Source organism: Saccharopolyspora antibiotica (assembly GCF_047200635.1).
Lineage (GTDB): Bacteria > Actinomycetota > Actinomycetes > Mycobacteriales > Pseudonocardiaceae > Saccharopolyspora_C.
Genome location: NZ_JBJZOI010000006.1, coordinates 43,046 through 64,347, shown reverse-complemented (window position 1 = coordinate 64,347; position 21,302 = coordinate 43,046). Strand labels below are relative to the sequence as shown.

Annotated in this window: 19 protein-coding genes; 8 read left to right on the top strand and 11 right to left on the bottom strand. The window is 74.0% G+C overall.

What is annotated here, in order from left to right; genetic code table 11:
* Positions 1 to 89 precede the first annotated feature (89 nt).
* The 4 genes from ACL03H_RS05965 (at position 90) to ACL03H_RS05950 (ending at position 4,646) form a co-directional block, all read left to right on the top strand.
* Positions 90 to 1,244: a quaternary amine ABC transporter ATP-binding protein gene (locus tag ACL03H_RS05965; RefSeq protein ID WP_412810236.1), complete on the top strand. Its 1,155-nt coding sequence runs from the start codon at positions 90 to 92 to the stop codon at positions 1,242 to 1,244.
* Positions 1,237 to 2,091 carry an ABC transporter permease gene (locus ACL03H_RS05960; RefSeq protein ID WP_412810073.1) on the top strand — a complete coding sequence of 285 codons (855 nt, stop codon included), beginning with the start codon at positions 1,237 to 1,239 and terminating at the stop codon, positions 2,089 to 2,091. The genes ACL03H_RS05965 and ACL03H_RS05960 overlap by 8 nt, the downstream gene beginning before the upstream one ends.
* Before the next feature lie 27 nt (positions 2,092 to 2,118).
* The gene (locus tag ACL03H_RS05955) at positions 2,119 to 3,003 is read left to right on the top strand and encodes a glycine betaine ABC transporter substrate-binding protein (RefSeq protein ID WP_412810072.1); all 885 of its coding nucleotides are present in this window, start codon (positions 2,119 to 2,121) and stop codon (positions 3,001 to 3,003) included.
* A 167-nt stretch (positions 3,004 to 3,170) separates the two neighbouring features.
* The gene (locus tag ACL03H_RS05950) at positions 3,171 to 4,646 is read left to right on the top strand and encodes a DUF2637 domain-containing protein (RefSeq protein WP_412810071.1); all 1,476 of its coding nucleotides are present in this window, start codon (positions 3,171 to 3,173) and stop codon (positions 4,644 to 4,646) included.
* Positions 4,647 to 5,049: 403 nt separating this feature from the next.
* Here the strand turns inward: ACL03H_RS05950 and ACL03H_RS05945 are convergent, their stop codons facing one another.
* Together ACL03H_RS05945 and ACL03H_RS05940 are read right to left on the bottom strand one after the other, a co-directional pair.
* Positions 5,050 to 7,008, bottom strand: coding sequence for a hypothetical protein (locus ACL03H_RS05945; protein ID WP_412810070.1), 1,959 nt, complete (start codon positions 7,006 to 7,008; stop codon positions 5,050 to 5,052).
* Positions 7,008 to 8,411, bottom strand: coding sequence for an ATP-binding protein (locus tag ACL03H_RS05940; RefSeq protein ID WP_412810069.1), 1,404 nt, complete (start codon positions 8,409 to 8,411; stop codon positions 7,008 to 7,010). Before ACL03H_RS05940 ends, ACL03H_RS05945 begins: the two co-directional genes overlap by 1 nt.
* 323 nt (positions 8,412 to 8,734) lie before the next feature.
* Between ACL03H_RS05940 and ACL03H_RS05935 the strand changes: the two genes are divergently transcribed.
* Positions 8,735 to 9,955: a serine hydrolase domain-containing protein gene (locus tag ACL03H_RS05935; RefSeq protein WP_412810068.1), complete on the top strand. Its 1,221-nt coding sequence runs from the start codon at positions 8,735 to 8,737 to the stop codon at positions 9,953 to 9,955.
* Positions 9,956 to 9,959: 4 nt separating this feature from the next.
* Here the strand turns inward: ACL03H_RS05935 and ACL03H_RS05930 are convergent, their stop codons facing one another.
* On the bottom strand, positions 9,960 to 10,388 hold the full coding sequence (locus ACL03H_RS05930; protein WP_412810235.1) for an SDR family oxidoreductase: 429 nt from the start codon (positions 10,386 to 10,388) through the stop codon (positions 9,960 to 9,962).
* A 47-nt stretch (positions 10,389 to 10,435) separates the two neighbouring features.
* Here ACL03H_RS05930 and ACL03H_RS05925 point away from each other — a divergent pair, with 47 nt between their 5' ends.
* The gene (locus ACL03H_RS05925; RefSeq protein ID WP_412810243.1) at positions 10,436 to 10,825 is read left to right on the top strand and encodes a hypothetical protein; all 390 of its coding nucleotides are present in this window, start codon (positions 10,436 to 10,438) and stop codon (positions 10,823 to 10,825) included.
* Here ACL03H_RS05925 and ACL03H_RS05920 read toward each other — a convergent pair.
* Both ACL03H_RS05920 and ACL03H_RS05915 read right to left on the bottom strand, forming a co-directional pair.
* A complete protein-coding gene (locus tag ACL03H_RS05920) occupies positions 10,822 to 11,616 on the bottom strand; it encodes an SCO1664 family protein (RefSeq protein ID WP_412810067.1) in 795 nt (264 codons plus the stop codon). The genes ACL03H_RS05925 and ACL03H_RS05920 overlap by 4 nt on opposite strands.
* Before the next feature lie 6 nt (positions 11,617 to 11,622).
* Entirely contained in the window at positions 11,623 to 12,189 is a 567-nt protein-coding gene (locus ACL03H_RS05915; protein WP_412810066.1) for a DUF3090 domain-containing protein, read from the bottom strand.
* Between the two features lie 264 nt (positions 12,190 to 12,453).
* Here ACL03H_RS05915 and ACL03H_RS05910 point away from each other — a divergent pair, with 264 nt between their 5' ends.
* Together ACL03H_RS05910 and ACL03H_RS05905 are read left to right on the top strand one after the other, a co-directional pair.
* Complete coding sequence (locus ACL03H_RS05910; RefSeq protein WP_412810065.1) at positions 12,454 to 13,386, top strand: S66 peptidase family protein; 933 nt, start codon at positions 12,454 to 12,456, stop codon at positions 13,384 to 13,386.
* 48 nt (positions 13,387 to 13,434) lie between these two features.
* Positions 13,435 to 14,064: a nucleoside/nucleotide kinase family protein gene (locus tag ACL03H_RS05905; RefSeq protein WP_412810064.1), complete on the top strand. Its 630-nt coding sequence runs from the start codon at positions 13,435 to 13,437 to the stop codon at positions 14,062 to 14,064.
* Positions 14,065 to 14,108: 44 nt separating this feature from the next.
* On the opposite strand, the gene nikE is transcribed toward ACL03H_RS05905, so the two are convergent.
* The 6 genes from nikE to ACL03H_RS05875 form a co-directional block, all read right to left on the bottom strand.
* Positions 14,109 to 15,701: a nickel ABC transporter ATP-binding protein NikE gene (gene nikE / locus ACL03H_RS05900; protein WP_412810063.1), complete on the bottom strand. Its 1,593-nt coding sequence runs from the start codon at positions 15,699 to 15,701 to the stop codon at positions 14,109 to 14,111.
* Positions 15,698 to 16,615: an ABC transporter permease gene (locus tag ACL03H_RS05895; RefSeq protein WP_412810062.1), complete on the bottom strand. Its 918-nt coding sequence runs from the start codon at positions 16,613 to 16,615 to the stop codon at positions 15,698 to 15,700. Before ACL03H_RS05895 ends, nikE begins: the two co-directional genes overlap by 4 nt.
* The gene (locus ACL03H_RS05890; RefSeq protein ID WP_412810061.1) at positions 16,612 to 17,640 is read right to left on the bottom strand and encodes an ABC transporter permease; all 1,029 of its coding nucleotides are present in this window, start codon (positions 17,638 to 17,640) and stop codon (positions 16,612 to 16,614) included. Before ACL03H_RS05890 ends, ACL03H_RS05895 begins: the two co-directional genes overlap by 4 nt.
* Positions 17,641 to 17,643: 3 nt before the next feature.
* The gene (locus ACL03H_RS05885) at positions 17,644 to 19,431 is read right to left on the bottom strand and encodes an ABC transporter substrate-binding protein (RefSeq protein WP_412810060.1); all 1,788 of its coding nucleotides are present in this window, start codon (positions 19,429 to 19,431) and stop codon (positions 17,644 to 17,646) included.
* A 146-nt stretch (positions 19,432 to 19,577) separates the two neighbouring features.
* A complete protein-coding gene (locus ACL03H_RS05880) occupies positions 19,578 to 20,291 on the bottom strand; it encodes an Imm1 family immunity protein (RefSeq protein ID WP_412810059.1) in 714 nt (237 codons plus the stop codon).
* A 224-nt stretch (positions 20,292 to 20,515) separates the two neighbouring features.
* Positions 20,516 to 21,139: a TetR/AcrR family transcriptional regulator gene (locus ACL03H_RS05875; protein ID WP_412810058.1), complete on the bottom strand. Its 624-nt coding sequence runs from the start codon at positions 21,137 to 21,139 to the stop codon at positions 20,516 to 20,518.
* Positions 21,140 to 21,302 lie beyond the last annotated feature (163 nt).

Genomic DNA, 21,302 nt, shown 5'->3' with positions numbered 1-21,302 from the left:
GTCCCAGCGGGGAGGCGCGGGTCTCCCGGCACGCGCGGTTCTCCACCGCGATCCTCGCGGCGGGCGGAGGGGGCGAGGCGTTGACATCGGTGCGGGCGAGCGGGCTCAGCAAGGTCTTCGGCGCGCGGCCGACGTCGGCCCTGCGGCGCGCCAGGGCGGGCGAGCCCGGGACCGGGGACGCGACGGTGGCGGTGCTGGACGCCTCCTTCGAGGTGCTCTCCGGGGAGCTGTTCGTGGTGATGGGCCTGTCCGGTTCCGGCAAGTCCACGCTGATCCGGATGCTCAACGGACTGCTCACGCCGACCGAGGGGCGAGTGCTGGTGGGGTCCGAGGACGTCACCGCGCTGCGCGGACGGGCGCTGCGCGAGCTGCGGCAGCGCCGGATGAGCATGGTGTTCCAGCACTTCGCGCTGCTGCCGCACCGCAGCGTGCTGGACAACGTCGAGTACGGACCGCGGATCCAGCGCCTCCCGCCGCGGCAGGTGGCGCAGCGCGCGGCCGAGGCGCTGGAGCTGGTCGGGCTGACCGGCTGGGAGCGGCGGTACCCCCGGCAGCTCTCCGGCGGGATGCGGCAGCGGGTCGGGCTGGCCAGGGCGCTGGCGGCGGGCACCGAAGTGCTGCTGATGGACGAGGCGTTCAGCGCGCTGGACCCGCTGATCAAGCGCGAGGTCCAGGACCAGCTGGTGCGGCTGCAAGCCGAGCTGGGCAAGACGATCGTGTTCATCACCCACGATCTCGACGAGGCGGTGCGCCTCGGCGACCGGATCGCGGTGATGCGGGAGGGCCGCATCGTGCAGCTGGGCACCCCTTCGGAGATCGTGCGGCGACCGGCCGACGACTACGTGGCCCGGTTCGTGCGGAACGTCGACCGCAGCCGGGTGCTCACCGCGGCCGCGGTGGCCGAGCCGGTGCTCAGCGCGGAGGCCGACTGCGCGCCGGAGCGGGCGCTGCGGCTGCTGCGCGAGGGGGGCGCGGATCGGCTGGTGGTGGTCGACCGGGAGCGCAGGCCGCTGGGCGTGCTGGGCCTGGCCGCCGCCGAGCGCGCCGGGAGTGCCGCCGGGATCGCGGAGCTCGCGGCCGCGCTGCCCGCGCCGGTGGCCGGGCACCGCACCCTGCGGGAGCTGTTGACCGAGGTGCGGCCCGCCACCCCGGTGCTCGATGACGCGGGCGGGCTGATCGGTGTCCTGGAACCGGAGGCGGTGCTGCGCGCGCTGGCCGGGCGGGCGGAGGCCGGTGATGGCTGAGCTGCCCAGGATCCCGCTCGGCGACTGGTTCCAGGCCCTGGTCAACCTGCTCAACGACACCATCGGGCCGCTGTTCGACTTCATCGACCTGGTGATCCGCTCGGCGGTGGACGGGCTCGCGGCGCTGCTGCTGTGGCCGCCGCCCTGGGTGCTGGTGCTGCTGCTGGCCGCGCTCGGCTGGTGGCTGCGCGGCTGGCGGTTCGCGCTGTTCGCGCTGCTCGGCTTCGGCCTGGTGCTGAGCATGCGGGAGTTCGACCCCGCGATGCTCACCCTGTCGCTGGTGCTGGTGGCGAGCGCGATCGCCATCGCCCTGGCGGTCCCGCTCGGGGTAGCGGCCGCGCGCAGCCGGGCGGTGAGCCGGGGGGTGCGCCCGGTGCTGGACCTGATGCAGACGATGCCGGCGTTCGTGTACCTGATCCCGGTCATCTTCTTCTTCAACATCGGCGCGGTCCCCGGGGTGGTCGCCACGGTGATCTTCGCGCTGCCGCCCGGGGTGCGGCTGACCGAGCTGGGGATCCGCCAGGTCGACACCGAGGTGGTGGAGGCGGGGGCCGCGTTCGGCGCACCGCCGCACCGCATCCTGACCGGCATCCAGCTCCCGCTGGCGCTGCCCTCGATCATGGCCGGCATCAACCAAGTGATCATGCTCGCGCTGTCCATGGTGGTCATCGCGGGAATGGTCGGTGCCGAGGGCCTGGGGGCCGAGGTCTACACCGCGGTCACCCGGGTGCAGCTCGGCGCCGGGTTCGAGGCGGGCGTCGCGGTCGTGGTGCTCGCCGTCTACCTGGACCGGAGCACGGCCGCGCTGGGCGGCCGCTCCCCCACCTCCCGCGGCGCCACCGGGTGACGCGGCTCGTGCGCAGAAGGGACTGCCATGCGGAGATCGCGCTGGACCGCGCTGTTCGCGCTGCTGGCGGCAGTGGTGCTGCTCGCCGCCGGGTGCGGCGGGCGGACGCCGGAGACCGGGCAGCAGGAGAAGCGGATCGTCATCGGCTACATCGCCTGGGACGAGGCGATCGCGGTGAGCAACCTCTACAAGGTCGTGCTCGAGCGGCAGGGCTACCAGGTGCGGCTGACCGAGCTGGAGGCCGGACCCACCTACGCCGGGCTCGCGCAGGGCAACGTCGACCTGTTCCTGGACTCCTGGCTGCCGCAGACCCACGCCGACTACTGGGCCCAGTACCACGACCGGCTGGAGGACCTCGGCGTCTGGTACGACCGGGCGACGCTGAACATCGCCGTGCCGAACTACCTGACCGACGTGAACTCGATCGAGGACCTGCGCGGTCGCGCGGGTGAGTTCGGCGGCACCATCACCGGCATCGACCCCGGGGCCGGGCTCACCCGGGTGACGCGGGACCAGGTGATGCCGGCGTACGGGCTGACCGGTCAGTACGTGCTGCAGACCTCCTCGACCACGGCGATGCTCTCCTCGTTGCAGCGCTCGGTCGACGCGCACCAGCCGATCGTGGTGACGCTGTGGCACCCGCACTGGGCCTACGCGAAGTTCCCGATCAAGGACCTGGCGGACCCCAGGGGCGCCATGGGCCCGCCCGAGCAGATCCACGCCGTCGGCCGCGCGGGCTTCCGCGCGGACTTCCCGCAGGTGACCGGCATGGTGCAGCGGTTCCACCTGGACGACCAGCAGTTGGCCTCGCTGGAGAACGAGGTCAACAGCGCCCCGAAGGGCCAGGAGCAGGCGGCCGCGGCGCGCTGGGCGGACGCGCACCCGGAAGTGATCTCCAGCTTCGCCGGATGAGATCGTTACACCCGAAAAGCGGGTTGCACACACGAAAAAACCGCGCATTGCATCCATATCGGGCCGCTCTGCAACGAAAAACGACGGGCGCTCCCTCGTACGGGTGTGGCTCCAGTTACTATCCGGCACTGCCGAGCGTGCCGTCACGCGAATCTGGAGGAAACCCCGTGCAGGACGCCGCCACGAGCAGCGAAACCCTGGTCAGCGACCCGGAGCAGGATCCGGTGGCCGCGCGGCCCGGACCTGGCGACCGGGGCAGCCGTTCGTTGTCGATCGCCGCGCTGATCTTCGTGGCGATGGCCGCGGTGATGGGCTGGGGCGCCAGCTTCGTAGGCCTGCACGAGTACGGGATGCAGTCGATGGCCGGGTTCACCTACTGGTCGGCCTGGCTGGTGCCCGCCACCTTCGACGGCGCCGCGTTCGCGTGCACCCTGATGACCTACCGCTCCTCCATCAACGGCCGTTCGGCCGTGCGCGGCCGGATACTGATGTGGGCGTTCACCGGGGTCAGCTCCTGGATCAACTGGATCCACCAGCCGAGCCAGGAAGCGCAGATCGTCGCCGCCGGGCTGCCGATCGCGGCGGTCGCGGTGTTCGACGTGGTGCTGCTGGAGCTGCGTGCGGACTACGAGGCCAAGCACGGGATGCGCGGCTTCCGGCTGCGGCCGGGCCTGCTGGTGCTGCGCTGGCTGGTCGACCGCCGGAGCACGAGCGACGCCTTCCGCAAGCAGGTCATCGACATCCCGGTCGAGGAGATCGCCGGTCTCGGCACCCTCGCCCCGCCCGGGACCCGGCGCGCCAACGCGCTCCAGGCCGCCGCCCGCGCCGAGCGGGAGCAGCGGGCGAACGCCCGCGCGAACGCCGAGGTGCCCGCCCCCCAGGAGGAATCGGCCTCCGCCCCTGCGGAGCGGCCCGAGCCGGCCACGGCTTCGGCGGAGACCGGCGCGGAGCGGCCGACCCCGGAGCCGTCCGGCCCGGAGCAGCTGACTCCGGAACCGTCGGCCGCCGAGCTCGCGGCGATCGAGCCCCCGCCCGCCGAGCCCCGGCCGGAGGCGACCGAGCAGCCGACCGCCGAGCAGGCCCCCGAGCGGGAACCTGCCGCGGATCCGGAGCGGACCAAGACCGCCCCCGAGGACGCCGCGCCGGTGACGTCCGCGAAGACCGGCGGCGGTGAGCCCGAGGAGTCGACCGTCCGGCTGGACCTGGCCCAGGTCGAGACCGCCACCGCGGCACCGGCCGAAGCTCGGGAGGAGGCCGCCGAGCGGCCCGCGAGCGGGGCGGCCACCGACGCCGAGGAAGCCGACGGCGAGCCGGCCCACCCGGCGGAGGCGGAGGTCTCCGACGCCACCGGCACCGCCGCGGACCCGGAGCCCGCGGGCTCCGACGAGTCCGACTCCGAGCGCACCCTCACCCTGCCTCCGGTCCCGGACCACCCGATGAGCGACCGCGACAAGCGTTCCGCCGCCCGCCACGACTACCGCCTCTCGATCGAGGCCGAGCAGCCGGTCAAGCCCGCCGAGCTGGCCCGGCGCTACGGCCTGTCCGAGAGCTGGGGCCGCCGCCAGATCAACGCGGTGCGCAAGTCCCTGGCCCAGGAAGAGGCGCAGTCCGCGAGCACCCTCGTCGGCGCGGGCAAGAACTAGCACCGATCACCTGCCCCGCGGTGTCCGCACCGCCGGGCAGGTGATCACCTCGCGGTCCGCGCACCGAGCGACGGTCGCGACCAGACCGGATCGCCCCCCACTCGGCGGCTGCCGACGCGATTCCCGACCGCGCTAGCGCGGTCGTTCTCGGCGGGCCATCGATTCCGCCTCAGGACCGTTCCTCGGACGACCACCCCGCACCGCGTCATCCGGCGCGAGCACGACGAGGCAGCCCCGGAACGCGCCTCGCGCACGTCCCCCGGGCCGGGCGGCAGCGGAGGCGACGGCGGAGGTGACGTGGCCGGACCGACGGCGCTGAACCCGCGCGGGCACTTCGACGGCCTCGGCGCGCTCCTGGTCGGAGCCTCCCCGAGGCCGTCGCCACCGCCGCGGCGATCCTCGGCTAGCGGCGCCGCTTCGCGCGCAGGTAGTCGCCGACGACGGCGGCTCCCAGGCCGTCCGCCGAGGGCGCGACCACGCGGCCGCCGCCGCGGCGCGCCACGACGTCCACGAAGGCCGCCAGCCTCGGGTCCTCGCCGAGCATGAACACGCTCAGCGTCGCGCCCAGGCGGTGCAACGAGTCCACTTCGGACAGCGTGACGGACAGGGTGCGCGGGGCGGGCGGGTACTGGAACACCGCCTCGCCGTCGGGCTCCAGGTGGGCGGTCGGCTCGCCGTCGGTGACCACCAGCACCACCGGCTGCGCGTCGGGGTGCCTGCGCACGTGCCTGCCCGCGAGCAGCAGCGCGTGATGCAGGTTGGTGCCCTGCTCCCAGGTGCCCTCCAGCGCCGTCAGCTCGCCCGCGTCCACCGCGGACGCGTGCCGGCCGAAGGTGATCAGTTGCAGCGCGTCCGAGCGGTAGCGGGTCGCGACCAGGTGGTTGAGCGCCAGCGCGGTGCGCTTCATCGGCACCCAGCGGCCGTCCTGCACCATCGACCAGGAGGTGTCCACGCACAGCGCGACCGCCGCCCGGGAGCGCTGCTCGGTCTCGGCGATCTCCAGGTCCTCGATGTCCAGCCGGGGCGCCGCCGGACCCGCCGCCGCGCGCCGCAGCACCGCGTTGCGCGCGGTGCGGCCCACGTCCCAGGGCTCGGTGTCGCCGTACGCCCACGGGCGGGTGGTGCCGGTGAGCTCACCGGCGGCCCCGGCCCGGTCGGCGTCCCGCTCTCCCGTGCGGGAGCGCAGCTGCGAGATCACCGAGCGCAGCGCGGTCTCGCCGAGCCTGCGCATCGCGCGCGGGCTCAGCCGCAGGCTCCCGTCCGGGGCGCGTTGCAGCAGGCCCTGACCGCGCAGCTGCTCCTCGATCTCGGCGAGCCGCCGCGCGTCCACCACGGCGCGCTCGCCGAGCTGGCGCTCCAGCGCCTCCAGGTCGATGTCCTGCAGGCTCGCGCCCGGGTAGGACTGGCCCAGCTGCTCGGCGAGCTGCTCCAGCTCCCCCAGCTCGGCCATCGCCTCGGTCGCCTCCGCCAATCCCAGCGGCTGATCGCCGCGGAACCGGCCGCGGCCCGACCAGTCCTCACCGGGCCGCAGCGAGCGCAGCTGGCCGTCCAACCGCTGCAACGCCTCGCTGATCCGGGAATCGCCGAAGGCCTGGCCGGACAGCTCGGCGAGCTCCGCGCGCTGCTGCTCGCTCATCGAGTTCAGCATCCGCTGCGCCGCCGCCGACCGGGCCGCCAGCGCGTCGACCAGCTCGTCCACGTCGCGGGGGTGCTCCGGGAAGAACTCGCCGTGCTCGGCCATGAACCGGTCGAAGCGCTCGGGCACGTCGGTGTCCCCGCGGGCGTGCGCGGCGAGCAGGTCCGAGAGGTCGGAGAGCATCGCCCGGACCCGTTCAACGTCCTCGGGCGTCGTCTCGCGCAGGGCCTCCTTCATGCCCTGGAAGCGCTGCTCCAGGAGTTCTTCGCCCAGCATCCGCTGGATCTCCTCGAACTCCTCCCGCGCCTCGGCCGAGCGCCAGTCGTACTCGGCGAGCTCGCGGACCGAGCCGGCCGCGTCCGGGGGCAGCGCCCCCAGCCGCAGCTCGCGGAACCGCGCGTCCTCCCCCTCCTCGGCGGCCAGGGCGCGCCGCTCGTGGTCGAGCGCGCGGTCCAGCAGCTCGCGCACCTGCTGCGCCGTGCCGTCCAGGTTGTGCCTGCGCTGGAGCTCGGCGCGCCGCTGCCAGAGCCTGCGGGTGAGCTCGTCGAGCCCGCTGGTCCCGGAGGTCCCGGTGCGCAGCAGCTCCTCCAGCGCGGAACGGGGGGAGGCGCCCTCCATCACGTCCCGGCCGATCTGGTCCAGCGCGCTGCGCAGGTCCACCGGCGGGCGCAGCGGATCGGAGCCGCCGTGCCAGGCGCCGTAGCGGTAGCGGCGGGCGCCGGTCATCAGCCGTACACCGATCGCTGCTCGTCGGTGTCCTTGCTCAGCTTCTTCGCCAGGAACAGCGCCTCCAGGGCCAGCTCCACCGCGCTCGCGATGCGGCCCGGCGGGTCGCCGGCGCGAACGCCGACCCGCTCGGCGACCTGGTGCAGCACCGGCAGCTCCGGCAGCGCGCGCAGCACGTCGCTGCCCTCGACGCGCTCACCGGTCGCGACCGGGTGCCCACCGGTGACGGCCTCGATGAGGGTGCGCAGGTCCAGCCCGGCGAACAGGCCGCGCGCGGTGTCGGCGACCGAGCGGCGCAGCAGGTAGGCGAGGATCTCGTCCTCGCGCCCCTCCTCGCCCGCCTCGAACTCCAGCTTCCCGCGCAGCACCGCGGGCACCGCGTCCAGGTCCACCGGCCGCGCCACGGCCGGGGACTCGCCGGTCAGCGCGGCGCGGTGCAGCGCGGCCGCCGACACGGTCTCGGCGGCCGCGATCGCGAACCGGGCCGAGACCCCGGAGCGCTGGTCCACCGCGGAGGACTCGCGCAGGTGCCGGACGAACCGCACCAGCACCTCCAGCAGGTGATCGCCGACCTCCGCCTCCAGCAGCGCCTCCTGCCGGATCAGCGAGAGCTCGTCGTCGAGCTCCACCGGGTAGTGCGTGCGGATCTCCGCGCCGAAGCGGTCCTTGAGCGGGGTGATGATCCGGCCGCGGTTGGTGTAGTCCTCGGGATTCGCGGTGGCCACCAGCAGCACGTCCAGCGGCAGCCGCAGGCTGTAGCCGCGGACCTGGACGTCCCGCTCCTCCATCACGTTCAGCAGCGCCACCTGGATCCGCTCGGCCAGGTCGGGCAGCTCGTTGATGGTCACGATGCCGCGGTGGGCGCGCGGAACGAGTCCGAAGTGGATGGTCTCCGGATCGCCGAGGGAGCGCCCCTCCGCCACCTTCACCGGGTCGACGTCGCCGATGAGGTCCCCGACCGCGGTGTCCGGGGTGGCCAGCTTCTCCACGTAGCGGTCGTCGCGGTGGCGCCACTCGACCGGCAGCGCGTCGCCCTCCTCGGCGGCGCGGCGGATCGAGGCCGGGGTGATCGGTTCCAGCGGGTGCTCGTCCAGTTCGGAGCCGGGGATCACCGGCGTCCACTCGTCGAGCAGCGCCGTCAGGCCGCGCAGCAGGCGGGTCTTGCCCTGGCCGCGCTCGCCGAGCAGCACCACGTCGTGCCCCGCGATCAGAGCGCGCTCCAGCTGCGGCAGCACCGTCCGCTCGAAACCGACGATGCCCGGCCACAGGGGACTCCCCGAGCGCAGCGCGGTGAGCAGGTTGCGGCGCACCTCGTCCTTGACGCCGCACGGCAGGTGCCCGCTGCCGCGCAGCTCGCCCGCCGTGCTGGGCAGTCCGGGAGGTGGGGTCCGAGAATTCGTCACCCGTCCGACGCTACTCGCCCGCCAGCACCGCGGCGAGCACGTCCCGGAGGACGAACCGCCCGCGTGCCAACGTGATCCGCGCGAGCGCACCGGAGCACCTCCTCGAACGCGCCGCGGTCGCCGGGCACCGGGCCGGTCGGCGCCACCGCGGCTCCTCGCGGAGGCGGAGCACCGGGGATCGATCCCGGGCCGGTGCGCTGCCCCGCGGCGGGGACCCCGGCACCGGCTCACCAGCGGGTCCCCGCCGGCGGGCGGTGCGCTTGGCACCGGGCGGGCGGCGGCGAGTAGAAAGGTGCTGGCCCCGGCAGAGGAGAAGGACCCCAGTGCGCGCGTTGCAGACCGACCCCGTCCAGGCAGGCTTCGACCCCGAGCGCCTGCGGCGCCTCGACGACCACTTCGCCGAGTACGTGGCGGACGGCAGGCTGCCCGGCTGGCAGCTGCTCATCGCCCGGCGCGGCACCGTCGCCCACCTGAGCAGCCACGGCGTCCGCGACCTGGCCACCGGTGCGCCCGTCGAGCAGGACACGATCTTCCGGATCTACTCGATGACGAAGCCGATCACCTCGGTGGCGGCGATGATGCTCTACGAGCAGGGCGCGTTCGAGCTGACCGACCCGGTCTCCCGGTTCATCCCCTCCTTCGCCGAGCAGCGCGTCTACACCGGCGGGCCGGCCCGCGCCCCGCAGACCCGGCCCGCGGTCGAGCCGGTGCGGATCTGGCACCTGCTCACCCACACCGCCGGGCTGACCTACGGCTTCACCCGGACCCACCCGGTCGACGAGATGTACCGGCTCGGCGGCTACGAGTTCGGCACCCCGGACCAGGACCTCGCCGGGGTCTGCGACGACTACGCGGCCATGCCGCTCCTGTTCGAGCCGGGCACGGCGTGGAACTACGGGGTGTCCACCGACGTGCTCGGCCGCGTCGTGGAGGTCGCCGCCGGGGTGGGGCTCGACGAGTTCTTCCGCACCCGGATCTTCGAGCCGCTGGGCATGACCGACACCGGCTTCGCGGTCCCGCCGCAGGACAAGGACCGGCTCGCCGCGCTCTACGTCGCGGACGCCGCGGGCAAGGCGATCGCGCCGAAGAACCCGCCCACCGCCGACGGCGCCCCGCGCGCCCTGTCCGGCGGAGGCGGGCTGGTGTCCACCGCGCACGACTACCACCGCTTCACCGGGATGCTGCTCGGCGGTGGGCAGCTCGACGGGGTCCGGCTGCTCGGCGACCGCACGCTGCGCTACATGAGCCGCAACCACCTGCCCGGCGGCGCCCACCTGGACCAGATCGCGAACGGCTCGTTCTCCGAGGTCTCCAACGCGGGCAAGGGCTTCGGGCTCGGCTTCGCCGTGGTGGAGGACCCCGTCGCCTCCCGCGTGATCTCCAGCCCCGGCGAGCTGTCCTGGGGCGGCCTGGCGAGCACGGCGTTCTGGGTGGACCCGGTGGAGGAGCTGACGGTGCAGTTCTTCACCCAGCTCATCCCCTCCAGCACCCACCCCATCCGCCCCCAGCTGCACCAGCTGGTCTACCAGGCGCTGGTGGACTGATCGCTCAGCGCTGCCGGTGGCGGGCGAAGCCGCCCTCCGAGCCGATCACCTGGCCGGTGATCCAGCGCGCCTCGTCGGTGCGCGGCCGGGCGATCAGCCGGGCCGGGTCGTCCGGTTCGCCCCAGCGGCCGAACGGGAACGTGTGCCCGAGCTCGGACCAGCGCTCCGGGGTCAGGTAGCCGGTCCGCACCGGCCCGGGGTTCACCGCGTTCACGGTGAGGCCCGCGTCGGCGAGCTGGTCGGCGATGGTCCAGGTGGTCTCGGCCAGCGCTCCCTCGGCCGCCGCGCAGGCGATCTCGCGGGGCCTCGGTCCCGTGCGCTGGCCGGAGGTCAGGAACACCGCGCGACCGCCGGACGCGCCGTCGTGGCGGACGGCGAACTCCCGCGCCAGCAGGATCGCCGAGCGGGCGTCGACGGCCCGGTGCCCGTCCAGCAGCGCCGCGTCCAGCTCGCCGAGCGCGCCGTCGGCTCCGCTGCGGCGTGGTTGCGGACCAGCACGTCGAGGCGGCCGAACTCCGGGACGACCCGGCGCACCAGCCGGGCCGGTTCGTCCGGGTCGGCCAGGTCCCCGGCCGCGTCGGCGACGCGCGCCGTCCCGGTCAGGTGGGCGGCGATGGCGGCGCGGACGGCGCCGAGGTCGTCGGCTCCCCACGGCCGCGCGGCGTCGTGCAAGGCGTGGTGGTGCAGGAAACGTTCGCGCCCGGGGCCGCCGTCCGGGCGGCGATGGCGAAGCCGGTGCCGTCGCGCCTGCTCGCCCCGGTCAGCAGCGCGGTCCGGCCGCGTCGCGGCAGCGGATCGCGCGACAAGTCCGAGCGGGTCACCGGAGCAGGATCGGCCATCCGGGGACCGCGGCACCACTGGTTCTCCTAGAACGCGGGCCAGGGGATCGCGGGCCACTCACCGGAGGGAGCGGGGAACTCCCCGGAGCCGAGCAGGGCGTCGACCCGCTCCACCAGCGCCTGGACCTCCTTCGGCGTGATGTGCTCGGCCAACCGGGCGGGGAACTCGCCCTCCAGCAGCGCGCGGAACCGGCTCAGCTCCGCCACCTCGTCCTCCGGCAGCCGCTCGCCGATCCACCCCCACAGCACCGTGCGCAGCTTGTTCTCCGCGTTGAGGCTCACGCCGTGGTCCACGCCGAACACCTCGCCGCGCGGCGAGTGCAGCACGTGCCCGCCCTTGCGGTCGGCGTTGTTGATCACGATGTCGAGCACCGCGAGCCGCCGCAGCCGTTCGTGGTCGGAGTGCGCCAGCAGCACCGGGTCGCCGCGGTGGTCCTGCGCGCGCAGCACCGCGCGCCACCCCTCCGGGACCCGCGAGGGCGGCACCAGGTCCACCAGGTCGGAGCCTTCCTCGGTCTCCACCCACAACTGGACCATGCCCGGCCCGAACGGCCCGTCCCGCAACAGCGTCGGCGGGATCAGGTCCCAGCCCAGCGCCTCGGCGACCAGGTACGACCCGACCTCGCGCCCCGCCAGGGTGCCGTCCGGGAAGTCCCACAGCGGCCGCTCACCGCGCACCGGCTTGTAGACGCACTCGGCGGAGCTCCCGTCCAGCTCGACGGTGCAGAACAGGGTGGCGTTCGAGGCCTCGACCAGGCGCCCCTCGACCTCGATGCGGCCGTGTGCCAGGACCTCGCGAACGGCCGGATCGTCGGGGTGCACGGTCGGCTAGTCCTCCTCCGAGCGGCGGTAGCCGTTCTGCCGGGGGCAGATGTGCCCCTCCGGGTCCAGCGGCTCCCCGCACAGCGGGCAGGGCTTGCGGCCGGCGTTGAGCACCCGCTCGGCGCGCTCGGCGAAGGCGCGGGCGTCGGCGGGGCTGAGGAAGACGCGGACCGCGTCCGGCCCCTCCTCGGTGTCGTCGAGGACGACCGACTCGTCGATCTCCTCCTCGGTGACCGCGAGCAGCTCGACGACGACGGCCTCGGTCTCGGCGTCCCAGCCGAGGCCCATGGTGCCGACGCGGAACTCCTCCTCCACCGGGACGGTGAGCGGATCGGTGTCGAGCTGGTCGTCCGGCGGCGCTTCGGGCAGCTCCGCGTCGAAGCGGCGCTGCACCTCCTCCAGCAGCGCCCCGATCCGCTCCGCGAGGACCGAGACCTGCTGCTTCTCCAGCTGCACGCTGACCGTCCGGACGTCCTCGGACGCCTGGAGGTAGAAGGTGCGCTCGCCGGGTTCCCCGACGGTCCCTGCGACGAACCGGTCGGGCTGGCGGAAGACGTGGATGACACGAGCCATGGCACCTTCGACAGTAGGCCACCGGGGGCGCCGCTCGCGCAGCCGTCCCCCGTTGGATCGCGCACACCCCCTCAGCAGCGCCGTCGCCGTCGAACAGGTGAGCCGCGAGGGCGGTGCGCGGGCCCGACGGACGCGCAGCGGGCTGTTCGCCGAACGCGAACACGCCAGCGCGAGCTGCGGTCCCGATCACCACCGGCCCGCTACGCTCTGCACCTGCCGCCGCAGCGCGGCTCCCGACGAGCCGGCCTCCCGGACGGAGTTGCCATGACCCCCCGTGAACGACGTCGCCCGCGACGACTGCGAGCCGGTGACGCGGTCGCCGTCGTCGCCCCCGCCGGCCCCGTGCCCGCCGAGGAGCTCGACGCCGGCCTGGAACTGCTGCGCGACTGGGACCTGCGGGTCGTTCCCGGCAAGCACGTGCGCGAGCACCACCCCCGGCTGCGCTACCTCGCCGGCTCCGATGCCGACCGCGCGGCCGACCTGCAGCGGGCCTGGTGCGATCCGGAGATCGACGGCGTGCTGTGCGCCCGGGGCGGCTACGGCACCATGCGGATCCTCGACCACCTCGACTGGGCCGCGATGGGCGCGGCGCCGGACAAGGTGTTCGCCGGGTCCAGCGACGCCACGGCGCTGCACGACGCCTTCGGCTCGCGACTCGGCGTGGCCACCGTGTTCGGACCGATGATCTCCACCGGCGCGTTCACCCAGGACGCCCCCGCCCGCGAGCACCTGCGGCGCACCCTGTTCGCCCCGGAATCGGTGACGATCCTGACCCGGCGGGACGCCGAGGTCCTGGTACCCGGCCGCGCCCGGGGCATCACCTGCGGCGGCAACCTGAGCCTGCTCGCGGCCATGCTCGGCGCCCCGGACGCCGCGACCCCGCCCGATCGCGGGATCGCGCTGCTGGAGGACGTGGACGAGGACCCGTACCGGTTGGACCGGGCGCTGACCCAGCTGCTGCGCGCGGGCTGGTTCGACCGGGTCAGCGGGATCGCGCTCGGCTCCTGGCACCGCTGCGGGCCGCCAGCGGAGGTGCGGGCGGTGCTGCGCGACCTGCTCGGCGGCCTGGGCGTCCCGGTGCTGTGGGAACTCGGCTTCGGCCACTGCCCCGCCCAGCGCACGGTTCCCCTCGGCGTCACCGCCGAACTGGACACCGCGGCCCGCACGCTCAGCATCCTCCAACCCGCCCTGCGCTGAGCACCGCCGCGTCCGGGGGCCGGGTTCCGGATCGGGTAGAACAGCGGGGTGCGGGTTCGGGCGATCACTCCGGAAAAGCTGGTGGACGAGCTGGCCGAGGCCGTCGACGGTGAGCGGCGGCGGTGGGTCCGGGTCGCCGTGGACGGCGCTCCCGCCGCCGGCACCGCCCGGGTCGCCGACGAGCTGGTGGAACCGCTGCGGGTGCGGGGCCGGGAGGTCGTCCGGATCGGGATGGACGGTTACGTGCGCCCGGCCTCGCTGCGGTTCGAGCGCGGTCGCGCGGATCCGGACTCCTACTACGAGAGCTGGTTCGACCTCGACGGCCTGCGCCGCGAGGCGCTCGACCCGCTCGCCGAGGACGGCACCGGCGCGGTGCTGCCCGCGCTGTGGGACGCCGCGACCGACCGCTCCCCCAGGCTGGCGCGGGTGCGCCTGCCGGAGCGGGGCGTGCTGCTGGTGGACGGGCCGCTGCTGCTCGGCGCCGGTCTGCCCTTCGACCGGACCGCGCACCTGTGGCTGCCGGGCGGTTCGCTGGCCCGCCGCACCGCCGAGGAGGACCGCTGGACGCTGCCCGCCTTCGACCGCTACAGCGCCGAGGTGGGCCCCGAGCGGCTCGCCGATCACGTGATCCGCGTCGACCGACCGGGCCACCCGGCGGTGGTGGACGAGCTCGGCTGAGCTCACCCCGCCCCGAGCCACCGGCTCGGCCTGGAGAGCGGCGGTCAGCCCGGCCGGCGCTCCAGGGACGGCACGGCGGCCAGCAGCGTCTTCGTGTACTCGTGCCGCGGATCGAGCAGCACCTGCTCGACGGGGCCGAGCTCGACGATCTCGCCCCGGTACATCACCGCCACCCGGTCGGCGATGTTCCACGCCAGCCCCAGGTCGTGCGTGATGACCAGGGTCGAGAGGCCGCGCTCCACCCGCAGCCGCAGCAGCAGGGCCAGGATCTCCCCCCGCACCGTCGCGTCCAGCGAGGCGACCGGCTCGTCGGCGACGAGCACCTGCGGGGCGAGCACCAGCGCCCCGGCGATGACGACGCGCTGGCGCTGCCCGCCGGAGAGCTCGTGCGGGAACCGGGACAGGAACGTCGAGGCGGGCCGCAGCTCGGCGGCCTCCAGCGCCGCGGTCACCTTCGCGGCCTCGTCGGCCACGTCGCCGTGGACGCGCAGGCCCTCGGCGACCGCCTCGTAGACGGTGTGGCGGGGGTTGAGCGCGCCGGTCGGGTCCTGGAGCACCAGCTGCACCCGGCGCCGGTAGTCGCGCAGTCCCGCGCCGCTGGCGGGCAGCGGCGCGCCGTCGAAGCGCACCGCTCCCGAGCTGGGCCGCTGCAGGCCCAGCAGGGTGCGGGCCAGGGTGGTCTTGCCGGAACCGGACTGCCCGACCAGCGCCACGACCTCGTCCTGCCCGACCGCGAGGTCCACGCCGCGAACCGCGCGCACCGGCGGCCCGGAACGGGCCGGGAAGGTGACCTCGACGGCCTCGGCGGCCAGCAGCACCCGTCCCGGGGCAGCCGGGGACGGCTCGACCAGCCGGAACCTCGGGTCGCCCACGGTCGGGAACGCCTCGGCCAGCACCCGGCTGTGCGGGTGCCGCGGCGAACCCATGACCTGACCGGACGGCCCATGCTCGACGATCCGGCCCTCGTGCATCACCGCGATCCGGGCGCAGCTGGCGGCCAGCACCGAGAGATCGTGGCTGATCATCAGCAGCGCGATGCCGCGCTCGGCGACCAGCCTGCCCAGCAGCGCCAGCACCTGCGCCTGCACCACCACGTCCAGCGCCGTGGTCGGCTCGTCAGCGATGATCAGCCGCGGCTCGCAGGCCAGCGCCATCGCGATCATCACCCGCTGCTTCTGCCCGCCGGAGAGCTCGTGCGGGTAGGCACCGGCGCGGCTCGCGGGCAGCTCCACCGACTCCAGCAGCTCCGCCACTCCGGCGTCGAGGTCCCCGCCGGTGCCGTGCAGCCGCATCGGCTCGGCGATCTGGGCGCCGACGGTGCGCACCGGGTTCAGCGCGTGCATCGCGCCCTGGAACACCACCGACGCGGTCGCCCAGCGGGCCGCGCGCAGCTGCCCGAAGTTGAGCGAGCGGACGTCCTTCCCGTCCAGCAGCACGTCCCCGTCGAGCACCGCCGAGCGCGGCAGCAGCCGCAGCACCGACATCGCCAGCGTCGTCTTCCCGCAACCGGACTCCCCCGCGAGGCCGAGGGTGTCCCCCGGCTCCAGTTCCAGGTCCACCTCGTGCACCGCGGGCACCGGGCCGTCCGGGCCCCGGTACGAGATCGAGGTCCCGCGCAAGGTCAGGATCGGGCTCATCGACTCCCCCGCAGCCTCGGGTTGAACACCGCTTCCCACGCCCGGCCGCACAGCGTGAAGCTCAGCACCACCAGCACGATCCCGACGCCGGGCGGCAGCAGGTACCACCAGGCGCCGCCGGTCACCGCCCCGGTGTCCATCGCCGACTTCAGCATCGAGCCCCAGGACACCCGGCTGGGATCGCCGAGCCCCAGGAACGACAGCGTGGACTCCATGATGATCGCGCTGGCCACCGACAGGGTCGTGTTCGCGAAGACCAGCGGCAGCACCGCGGGCAGCACGTGCCTGGCGATGACGTGCCGGTGCCCGCCGCCGAGCACCTTCGCGCGTTCGATGTAGGGCCGGGCCTCGACGGTCAGCGTCTGCGCCCGCACCAGCCGGGCGGTCGTCGGCCAGGAGGTCACCCCGATCGCCAGCACGATCGTCGACAGCCCCCTGGCCAGCACCGTGGACAACGCGATGGCCAGCACGAGCGCGGGCAGCACCAGGAAGAAGTCCGTGATGCGCATCAGCACCGCCGAGGTCCAGCCGCCGAAGTGCGCCGCGAGCACGCCCACCACGGTGCCGATCACCACCGACAGCACCGCCGCCGCCAGCCCCACCAGCAGCGAGACCCGAGCGCCCCACCAGGTCAGCAGCAGCACCGAGCGGCCCGACTCGTCGGTGCCCAGCCAGTGCTCGGCGCTCGGCGGTTGCAGGCCCTCCTCGGTCACCTTCGTGACGTCGAGCCCGGTCTGGTCGGTCAGCAGCGGGGCGAGCAGGGCCAACGCGGCGATGAGCACCAGCAGCACCAGCCCGGCGAGCCCGCCCCGGTCGGCGCGGAACACCCGCCAGGACTCCGCGGCCGCGGCCCGCCGCCGCGCCCGCACCAGCTGCTTCGCAGTGGGAGCGGCCCGCTCTCCGGTCGCCGTCATGCCGCACGCACCCTCGGGTCCAGGAAGCGGTACAGCAGGTCCGCCACGACGTTCATCACGATCACGCTCCCCGCCAGCACGATGAAGGTGCCCTGCAGCAGCGGCAGGTCCGGCACCCGCAGCGCCTCGAAGGTCAGCAGCCCGAGGCCGGGCCACGAGAACACCGTTTCCACGGTGATCGCCCCGCCGACCACCAACCCGAGGTGCAGGAAGATCAGCGTGACGGTCGGCAGCAGCGCGTTGGGCACCGCGTGCCTGCGCCGCACCAGGTCCTCCCGCAGTCCCTTGGCCCGCGCGGTGGTGAGGTAGTCGGCGCCCATCTCCTCCAGCAGCGAGGAGCGCATCACCATCAGGTACTGCGCGTAGATCACCGCGACCATGGTCAGCGCGGGCAGCACCAGGTGCCGCGCCACGTCCAGCACCTGCGGGACCAGCTCGGGCGGGGTGCTCGGCGACGACATCCCGCCGACCGGGAACAGCCCCGGGATCGGGCCCACTCCGACGCCGAAGACCATGAGCACGATCAGCCCGAGCCAGAACGTCGGCACCGACCACAGGGTCAGCGCGATCGAGGTGGAGGTCTTGTCGAAGGTGCTGCCGCGCCGCCAGGCGGCCCGCGTCCCGATCCAGAGGCCCAGCACCACCGCGAGCACCGTCGCCGTCCCCGCCAGCAGCACCGTCGGCCAGAACCGCTCCGCGATGAGCTCGGCCACCGGCCTGCTGTAGGTGTAGGAGGTGCCGAGGTCGCCGCGCAGCAGGTCGCCGAGGAAGTCGGCGAACTGCTTCCACAGCGGCTGGTCCAGCCCGAACCGCGCCCGGAGCTGGTCGAGCTGCTCCGCCGAGACCGGCGCGCCGCGGGTCATGGTGCGCACCGGGTCGCCGGGCAGGACCCGGAACAGGAAGAACCCGAGCACCGCCACGAGGAACACGCTCACCAGTCCGCCACCGAGCTTGCGCGCGAGGTACCCGGCCCAGCCCCCGCCGCCGCGGTGCTCGGTGCCGGTCTCGGGCATCAGGTCGGCCATGCCTCACTCCCGTTCGTCGGCGGTGGCCCGCCGGTGCCGCACCACGAGGAAGATCACCGCGCCCCCGATGACCGCGACGCAGGCCAGCACGAGCGCCGCCCGGCCGTAGTCGGGCTCCTCCGAGGCCAGCGCCAGCGCGGTCGGTCGCGCTCCGTAGTAGCCCCAGAAGCCCTGCTGCCCGGTGATGACGCCCTCGGCCGCGGGCTGGGTGGCGAACCCGCTGTAGCGGTCACCTCGGTACGCCTCCAGCGAGTTCTGGTAGTACAGCACCGAGGACGTCGCCTGGTCGTGGAAGCGCTGCTGCGCCCGGTGGACCAGCTCCGCGCGCTTCGCTGGATCGAACTCGCCGAGCTGGCGTGCGTAGAGCTCGTCGTAGACCGGGTCGCACAGGAACGAGTCCGGCGTGCCGCCGCCGTCCGGGTCGGGCCGCGCCCCGCAGGTCTGCAACCGCAGCACGTAGTCCGGGTCCGGGTTCGCCGACCAGCCGGAGATGGCCAGGTCGAAGTCCCCGGCGGTGGTGCGGTCGTTGACCTGGTTGTCGGAGACCGGTTCGAGCTCCACCGCGATGCCGAGATCGCCCAGCCAGCCCTTCACGAACTGGCCGACCTGCGCGTCCGCCGAGGTGCTCCCGTGCAGCATGAAGCGCAGTTCCAGCGGCTCGCCGCGCGGGGTGCGGCGGATCCCGCCCGGGCCGCGCGGGTACCCGGCCTCGTCCAGCTGCCGGTTCGCCGCGGCGAGGTCGAAGCGGCGCGGGTGCGGCGGCGTCCAGTGGTAGTCCTCGAAGATCGGTGGCAGGTAGCCCCCGCCGACCTGCCCGTAACCGTTGAGCACCCGGTCGACCAGCGCCTCGCGGTCCAGGGCCTGATCGATGGCGCGACGCACCCGCACGTCCCGCAGCGCCGGGTGCCCGGTGCCGATCGGCGCGCCCTCGCTGTTCGTCGCGCCCGGGTTGATCAGCATCTCGAAGAAGCGCCTGCCCTGGCCCCGGACCTGGGTGATGCCGGGTTCGTCCGCGAGCGCGTCGAACTGGGCGGGGGTCAGCTTCTGGGCGACGTCCACCTCACCCTTGCGCAGCGCCTGCACCGAGGCGTCGGTGTTCTTGTACTGCACGAACTGCAGGGCGGAGATCCGCGCCGGCCCCCGCCAGTACCGCGGGTTCGCGCGCAGCGTCACGTACTGCTCCGGTTCGTGCTCGACGAGCTCGAACGGCCCCGAACCGACCACCGGCATCCGGTCGTTGGTGAACGCGGCGACGTCCGGGACCCTCGACCAGACGTGCTCGGGCACGATCGGCGCGTCGATCGCGAGCATCGTGGCCTGCGGCGTCCTCGTGCGGATCACCAGCGTGCCCTCGTCCGGAGCGGAGACGGACTCGAAGTTCTCCACGAAGTTGCCGTTCGCGGTGGCCGCCGCCGGATCGCGCATCATCCGCTCGTAGGTGTAGGCGGCGTCGCGGGCGGTGACCGGCGCCCCGTCGGTCCACCGCACGCCCGGCCGGATCCGGAAGGTCCAGGTCAGCCGGTCGGGCGAGGCCTGCCAGCTCTCCGCCAGCTCGGGGGTCACGGAGAAGTCCTCGGCCGAGTAGGTGGTCAGCGTCGGGTAGATCAACCGGAACAGGTCGGTGGCGGCCAGCGAGTACCCGAGGAACGGGTTGAGCGAGTCGATCTGCTGCGGCATCGCGACCCGCAGCGTCGCGGAACCCCGCCCCGGCTCGGCGGGCTGCGCCAGCGCGGCGTTCGGCAGCAGCAATCCGGCCAGCACCACCAGAGCGACGAGGAATCTCCGGCCCACGAGGCCCCCCTTCTCCTGAGGTGAGGAGAAAGAACCATCCCCGGACGCGGTTCGTCAATGCTTCACGGCCCGCGCCGCAGGAGCCCCGCCGGACTGGGTACCGAACCGTTACGCACCACCGGATCGGACCGCGCCCGCCCGCACGATCAGTGCTCGCCCCAGCGGGCCTGCTGCCACTGCACCGCTCCCGGCCGCGCGCCCTCGACGACGTGCTCCAGCAACCCGGCGCGCAGCTCGCGGAACGGCAGCACCGAGTCCCTCGGGAACAGCAGGGCGCTGCCGAGGTCGAAGCGCAGCTTCGGCGGCGCGGGCAGCGGTCGCGGGTTGCAGGTGTGCCAGGAGGTGAGCTCGCCGTCCTCGGACTCCTCGGTGTAGTTGAGCACCCCGACCTCGGCCTCCGGGTCGGTCACGACCCGCAGCTGCTGGTACGGCCCGGCGATCTCGTCGCTCTCGTACGGCCGGTCCCAGACGTAGAGGTGCGCGGCCCCGCCCGCGTTCGGCGGGCGCAGCACCTTCTCCACCAGCGCGGCCTTGTCGTCGGAGCTCGTCGCGTAGTGCCGCTGCCCGTCGACCACGGCGGTGGCCACGGTGACGCCGAGTTCGGTGTTGCGGGCGCCGACGGCCTCCGAGCGCAGCGCGTCCAGGCAGTCCCGCGCCTCCCGCAGCGCCTTCGCGGCCGCGCCCTGGTGCAGCACCAGCTCGCCCCAGTACGGGTGGCCGTGGATCTTGTTCAGCTCGCCGTAGGCGGAGTTCGTGACCTCGATCAGCTTGTCGAGCTGGTCCAGCGGAACGTCGGCGAGGCGGGCGAACACGACCGCCAGCGGTTCGACCGGGCCGTCTTGCAGCGACGGATTCGACATGCCTTCGTTGCACCCCACGGGAGTCGATCAGCTGTTCTCGCATGGACACGCCGCGGCCATGATGCCAACCCGCTCGGCTCGGACGGACGGCGGTACCGGAGAACGAAGACTACCTGTCGTGATCTTGTGCTCTCGCAGCGCTGCCGCCGAGCGGGCGGTGGCGGGAGAACCGCAGATCAGCGGCGCGGACCGCTCCGGGGGCGGAGCGGTCCGCGCGGAAGCGATCAGCTGGCCTGACCGCGCAGCAGCCCGTCGGCGGGCTCGGCGTCGGCGGCCATCGCCAGCAGCGACCGGCCCAGCGGCTCGGCGTCGCCGAACCCGATCCGGCCCACCACGTCGTCGGGCAGGCTCAGCATCGACATCGCCACGCCCATCATCCCGGCCTCCAGCAGGCCACCGCCCCGGGCGGAGATCGGCTCGCCCACCGCGGCGTGCATCGTCACGGCGGAGTCCACGCCGGCCAGGGTCATCTCACCCAGCGCCGCGCGGACCTGCGGGTTGCGCACGCCCTCGAGCTGCAGCTCGAACAGGGCGAGGAACTGCGAGCGGGCCGTGGTCGCCATCCGGCGCAGCATCGTCAGGTACAGCGCCCGCAGGTCGGCACCGGAGATCCCCTCCGGCATCCCCTCCCGCAACCGGCGCATCGCGGCGGTGTGCTGGTCGGCCATCCGCCGGGCGACCGCGACGTACAGGGAGTCGCGGCTGGCGTGGTAGTTCTTGGTGGTCCCCTCCGGGAACCCGGCCTCGCGGTCGACGGCCCGGTGGGTCAGGCCGCGGCCGCCCTCCCGCGCCAGCACCTCGATCGCGGCGTCGGCGAGCTGGACCCGACGGTTTGTGCGCTGCGGCATGCAACCCCTGTTGATCGTGCCTCGAACGTGTTCCGGTGCCCTCCGGCGCCGACGGAGACCACGCCGGACCGACACCGCAGAGTAACCACTCTAGCGCGCGAGCGATCACCGCAGCGCGATCAACACGGCCTCACCCCGCGCGGAAGCGGTGGTTGCCGCCACA

Excerpts from the sequence above, each read along its gene's own strand:
- ACL03H_RS05960 (WP_412810073.1), top strand. The coding sequence starts at position 1,237 with ATGGCTGAGCTGCCCAGGATCCCGCTCGGCGACTGGTTCCAGGCCCTG.
- ACL03H_RS05955 (WP_412810072.1), top strand. The coding sequence starts at position 2,119 with ATGCGGAGATCGCGCTGGACCGCGCTGTTCGCGCTGCTGGCGGCAGTG.
- ACL03H_RS05945 (WP_412810070.1), bottom strand. The coding sequence starts at position 7,008 with ATGACCGGCGCCCGCCGCTACCGCTACGGCGCCTGGCACGGCGGCTCC.
- ACL03H_RS05915 (WP_412810066.1), bottom strand. The coding sequence starts at position 12,189 with ATGGCTCGTGTCATCCACGTCTTCCGCCAGCCCGACCGGTTCGTCGCA.
- ACL03H_RS05910 (WP_412810065.1), top strand. The coding sequence starts at position 12,454 with ATGACCCCCCGTGAACGACGTCGCCCGCGACGACTGCGAGCCGGTGAC.
- nikE (WP_412810063.1), bottom strand. The coding sequence starts at position 15,701 with ATGAGCCCGATCCTGACCTTGCGCGGGACCTCGATCTCGTACCGGGGC.
- ACL03H_RS05895 (WP_412810062.1), bottom strand. The coding sequence starts at position 16,615 with ATGACGGCGACCGGAGAGCGGGCCGCTCCCACTGCGAAGCAGCTGGTG.
- ACL03H_RS05890 (WP_412810061.1), bottom strand. The coding sequence starts at position 17,640 with ATGGCCGACCTGATGCCCGAGACCGGCACCGAGCACCGCGGCGGCGGG.
- ACL03H_RS05880 (WP_412810059.1), bottom strand. The coding sequence starts at position 20,291 with ATGTCGAATCCGTCGCTGCAAGACGGCCCGGTCGAACCGCTGGCGGTC.
- ACL03H_RS05875 (WP_412810058.1), bottom strand. The coding sequence starts at position 21,139 with ATGCCGCAGCGCACAAACCGTCGGGTCCAGCTCGCCGACGCCGCGATC.